Here is a 5,106-nt window from a genome sequence, read left to right on the forward strand (position 1 = left end):
AGATGTGTATAAAGAGACAGTATCTGCAGTTATCATCACGCTAATTGTCTATCTCATCCCCGTTACTTTCACTCGTGTTTCCACTTTCCACTTTTGTAAAACGTCCTTGAGCGTTTCATTTATACCTAGTTACCCACCATCAGTGGTTTCTCGTGAAGTTTGTCATTTGTGAGTAAAATAACTTAAGCAAATTGTACATAGTTTATCACCTGAAAGGATGACAACCAATGCGAGGTATTTACACTAAGCTGGCGTTACCGTTTATGTTTGCAGTTTTTAGTGTTTTATTTTTCGAGTTTTTTGTGCAGGACTATTTGTGGTTCATTACAGTCATAAGTACATTGTTGCTTGAAATAGTTCTCTATAATACAGCTTCAATGTTATTGGATGATATTGCCACCCAGTTTTACTGGGTTATACCATTGTTTATTAGCAAGGGGTGTTAACCACAAATTAAAAAACAACGGCATTGTGCGTCTAATTAAAATACCAAGTCGTGAGTCATTTTCATTTCGATATCAGTATTGATTAACATCAGTGACAGAACGATTGATATTTGTGAGTTAAGAAAACAAGGTTTCTTCCAAGGTTCGGCCTTTAAGTATTGCTTTATATTGCCACTGGTTAGCAGTAAACAGTTCAAATAACTGAATTTCAATGGCAAAGCTGGATTGCTTCTGGTACTCGATAACATATTGCTCATCACCGATACGCCTTACTTCAATAATATCGTTAAGACCTAATAACTGCTGATGAAGGCTGTCCATGTCGCATTGTTTCATTGTCAGCGTAATAAAGTCAGTCGCTTGGTTGGCTTTAATTGATACCGACTGCTGCAATTTTCCATGTTCTAGATAGACAACTTGGTCGCATAACTTTTCAAGTTCATCAAGATTATGCGAGCTGATCACAAAAGTTGTATGGTCGGATAACTCTTTGACAATTTGACGAATCTTTTTCGCATTGGCAGGATCTAGTCCCGCTGTCGGTTCGTCGAGTAACACAATTTTAGGAGAACCCATTAGAGCTTGGGCAATAGAGACTCGTTTACTCATGCCGTGACTTAAACTTTTAGGTTTAGCCTCTGCTGAGTCACTTAAGTCGACAAGGGTGAGCACTCTTAATGCTTCTTGCTTTGCTGCCGCTGCTGTCATGCCTTGTAATTGGGCAAAAAACTGAAGTTGCGACACAATACTAAAATTAGGATCCAATGCTGCATCTTGAGGCAATGCCGACAATAGCCCTTGTAACGCTTTGCTACCGGGTTTATGGCCTAAAATGCTAATACTGCCACTGGTTGGTCGGATATAACCGCAGAGTAAACTGAATAGCGTTGTTTTACCGGCACCATTGGGGCCAACTAATGCTATAGGAGCGCCTTGTGTAAGCGTTAACGATACAGTGTCGAGCGCAAGTTTATTACCGTATTGTTTAGAAAGGTTGTCACATTGAATGATACTCATAGCGCACTCCTACTCATTAAGACTTTACCAGCAAATAAAATAACCGCAGTTTGCAGTAATGGAATGGGAACGTATACAAATGAGCCTAATCCTTGAGTATTGATCAAATTGCCTATTTGCGAACCAGGTAGCATCCAGTTTAACCAGCTTAATTGTGGGAAATTCATATTAATTAATGCAATAAATATTGATACTACAGCCCACAAGATAACCGCAAAAATACTGGCTTGTCTTGCTGAGTTTGCATGTAATGACAGTACAGCCATAGCAGCAGTGTAGGGTAATAATACGATTACTAGGTTAACCATTACGATTAAGCTAGTTGTTATTGATGGCAATAACAAAGATATATCACGAGATAATGCTAATGCGATGGTGGCCAATAACGTTAAGATGATCAACATCAATTGGATAAACATTTGCCCTAAGAAACGACCAAAAAATAAACTTGAACGACTGACTCTTAAGGTTAGAAATCGCAAACTACCACGTTGTTTATCTGAACTAAATTGATCTGCGGCAATAAAAATACTGAACATGGGAAAAAGGTACAGTGCAGCTAACCAGAACACTGCAAACTCTTCAACTGGCCATTCGAACAGATGGCGCAAACTTCCTGGTCCAAAGAGGGCTTCAGTAAAGTCTTTAAAGTTAGGCTGCATAATAAATTCAGATGCACTCTTGATAGGGTACAACAATAAAATAGCCCAAATTAACATAAAGGCGATTAATGAAATCATGCCGCTTTTGTTAGTAAAACGTTTGGTTAACTCATATTTTGCTAATAACCAAATATGAGTCAGTGTCGATGGAGAGGCGGTACGGTCCATATACTTTTCCTTGCTTAGCTGTTTCGGAAAGCGTTAATTAGTTTAATAGCGACTCTAATTGCGCTAGCTTTTGTTCTAGCAACTCAACTCTTTGTTCTAATTCTACAATCTTAGAGTCTTGCTGTAACGTTTGTTGAGTGTGATTCGACACGACAATGGCATCACTACTGTTCACATCATAGTCATCAACGTTGCCACTAAAGCACTCAAGAAAGCGGCAATCACGTTTATTCGCTTCTCGAGCAAGTTGTACAACTAAAGGCTTTTCACGTTGGCTTAATGCCAATAAGGCTGTTTCAACCTGTGATACATCAGCGAATTCGTGGAGTCGATTAGTGCGAGTTTTGAGTTCGCCTGGTGTTTGTGGGCCGCGCAATAACAACACACAAATTATTGCTACTTCAGCACTGTTTAACTGCAATTCACTGAATTCAGTATTACAAAAGCGATGCTTATATTTTACGACTCGACTACCGAAACCAGATTGCTCGCTCAGTAAGCGTTTTTTGGTAAGATCGTCTAATACTGTTTTTACTTGAGACTCGCTCAGTGATAGCACTGGTTCGCGGCTGCTTTTTTGATTACATGCTAAGGCGAGTGAATTTAATGACAGAGGATATTGATCAGGAGTGGTGAGTTCTTTTTCGAGTAAGCATCCGATAACTCTAGCTTCTAGTGAGGTTAATTCCATACACAGTATCCTTTTAATAAAAAGCATGATTCTATTACTTTTATAACAGAGGCATGCTTTTTCTCAAAGGATTGGACTAGTTTACCGAGGCTAATCGATTATTGTTCACACAGTTAGGCGAATACCTTCACTTTCGATAGTGATTTCACCTGCTTTAAATAAACCACCAATTGATTTCTTAAAGGCTTTTTTACTCATGCCGAGTTTGTCATAAATGACATCAGCATCAGTTTTGTCATGTAGTGGTAAAAAACCATTAGCGCTTCGCAATTTATTAATGATCAAACGGGCATTTTTATCTAGCTCGTCTTTATCACCTTTTTGAAGCACAAGATCAATTTTGCCATCACTGCGCATTGTTTTGATATAACCAGTTACTTTTTGACCAAATCGCAATTTTTGGAAAACTTCGTTAGCGTAAATTACGCCCCAATGCAGGTTGTTAATAATGGCTTTGTAACCTAGCTCTGTAGTGCCACCAATGATTAAGTTAACCTGTTCACCTTCGGTGTAATGCGCTTCTGTTTTATCGACAAACTTATCCAGTTTTGACGATGCCATAATACGTTCGTCGGCATGGTTAGCATGGACATAAACGGCCTTCTTCGGCCGGTTTATGTTGCTCACCAAACGGGAGTAATAAATCTTTGTCTAAGCCCCAATCTAAAAATGCGCCGAATGGGCCCGTGGCGATTACTTTTAAATAAGCATATTCACCCACTTGAGCTAACGATTTTTGGGTGGTAGCAATCACAATGTCTTCAGAGTCTAGGTAAAGAAACACATCTACCATATCACCGACATTACAACCGGTAGGGACAAATTTATTAGGAAGCAAGACTTGTCCAAGCTCTTGAGCATTTAGATAAACCCCAAAATTAACTTGTTTAACAACTTCTAATGAATAACGTTTACCGATTTGTATCATGAATGACTCTACTTTAATTAAAAATGAAAAGATGATCTTAGGAAAAACACGTAATTATACACGTAAATTAAGCTCACGTTGTGCCAATTAATCGCTATCGAAAATCATTTAGGCTTATCACCTTGTTTGTTGAGGTTTCTGGCAACGATTGTAGATGATTTTTTATAGTAATTAATCGGTAATTAACTTGCATTACACACCATTGCAGGTTTTAATTGCGCCGTTTTTATAAAGGCTGAAAATGTGGTTGGTTATCAATTAAAAAGTGAACTAACTGCAGGCTTAATCAGTAAAATACTTGTTACAGCTGCCAATTGATGTCCAGCAGCTAAAATTTGCATGCTTTGTGGATTTCTGCGTAAGATGTTCTATATAAGCAGATGCAAAACATGATAACAATGACGATATGATATTGGGCCAACGTATAGTGCCTTTATTTTGTTTGTCACAGGTTTTACAGCCATAATCATAGTGCTGGATAAACCATTTTATTTCTTGGATAGCCTTATTGTGCTATCTGAATTTTCAACAAGCAGAAGCCACTTTTGGTTAACTGCTAACTTTGATACAAATACGGAAAATAATTATGTCTGATTGGTCTATCGAAGATGCTCGCTCGGGTTATAACGTGACTCACTGGAGCCAAGGTTTTTATGGTATTCGTGAAGATGGCGAAGTGACTGTGTCACCTAACCCACAAAATCCTGATCATAAAGTTGGCTTAAATGAATTAGCCAAAAGTATGGTCGAAGCAGGCGTCTCGTTACCGGTATTAGTCCGTTTCCCGCAAATCTTACACCATAGAGTGGAAAGTTTATGCGAAGCATTTAATGATGCTATAAAGAAGTACGATTATCAAAATGATTACTTGTTAGTTTACCCAATTAAAGTAAACCAACAGAAAACGGTAGTTGAAGAAATTTTAGCTAGCCAAAAATCTAAAGAAGTCCCTCAGTTAGGACTTGAAGCAGGTAGTAAGCCAGAGTTAATGGCTGTACTTGCGATGGCACAAAAAGCCAGTTCAGTCATTGTATGTAATGGTTACAAAGATAAAGAATACATTCGTTTAGCACTTATCGGCGAAAAGCTTGGCCATAAGGTGTATATCGTTCTGGAAAAAATGTCAGAACTTAAAATGGTACTAATTGAAGCTGAAAAGCTTGGTATTACACCTCGCTTGGGTTTACGTGTGCG

At 38.4% G+C, this 5,106-nt stretch carries 3 protein-coding genes and 2 pseudogenes; 1 reads left to right on the plus strand and 4 read right to left on the minus strand.

Annotation, left to right across the window (positions count from 1 at the left end):
* Nucleotides 1–563: 563 nt before the first annotated feature.
* The 4 genes and pseudogenes from CXF78_RS09555 to CXF78_RS09570 form a co-directional block, all read right to left on the minus strand.
* Nucleotides 564–1,463 carry an ABC transporter ATP-binding protein gene (locus tag CXF78_RS09555; RefSeq protein WP_102036642.1) on the minus strand — a complete coding sequence of 300 codons (900 nt, stop codon included), beginning with the start codon at nucleotides 1,461–1,463 and terminating at the stop codon, nucleotides 564–566.
* Nucleotides 1,460–2,293: an ABC transporter permease gene (locus CXF78_RS09560; protein WP_102036643.1), complete on the minus strand. Its 834-nt coding sequence runs from the start codon at nucleotides 2,291–2,293 to the stop codon at nucleotides 1,460–1,462. The genes CXF78_RS09555 and CXF78_RS09560 overlap by 4 nt, the downstream gene beginning before the upstream one ends.
* Nucleotides 2,294–2,330: 37 nt before the next feature.
* Nucleotides 2,331–2,984, minus strand: coding sequence for a YceH family protein (locus tag CXF78_RS09565; RefSeq protein WP_102036644.1), 654 nt, complete (start codon nucleotides 2,982–2,984; stop codon nucleotides 2,331–2,333).
* Nucleotides 2,985–3,089: 105 nt separating this feature from the next.
* Nucleotides 3,090–3,912 (minus strand): annotated as a pseudogene (locus tag CXF78_RS09570) (S1 RNA-binding domain-containing protein).
* A gap of 586 nt (nucleotides 3,913–4,498) precedes the next feature.
* Here CXF78_RS09570 and CXF78_RS09575 point away from each other — a divergent pair.
* Nucleotides 4,499–5,106, plus strand: a pseudogene (locus CXF78_RS09575) (arginine decarboxylase); the annotation flags it as partial.

It is taken from the genome of Shewanella sp. 11B5 (assembly GCF_002836795.1).
Lineage (GTDB): Bacteria > Pseudomonadota > Gammaproteobacteria > Enterobacterales > Shewanellaceae > Shewanella > Shewanella frigidimarina.

Coding starts and splice junctions, on each gene's coding strand:
- CXF78_RS09555 (WP_102036642.1), bottom strand. CDS start 1,463: ATGAGTATCATTCAATGTGACAACCTTTCTAAACAATACGGTAATAAA.
- CXF78_RS09560 (WP_102036643.1), bottom strand. CDS start 2,293: ATGGACCGTACCGCCTCTCCATCGACACTGACTCATATTTGGTTATTA.
- CXF78_RS09565 (WP_102036644.1), bottom strand. CDS start 2,984: ATGGAATTAACCTCACTAGAAGCTAGAGTTATCGGATGCTTACTCGAA.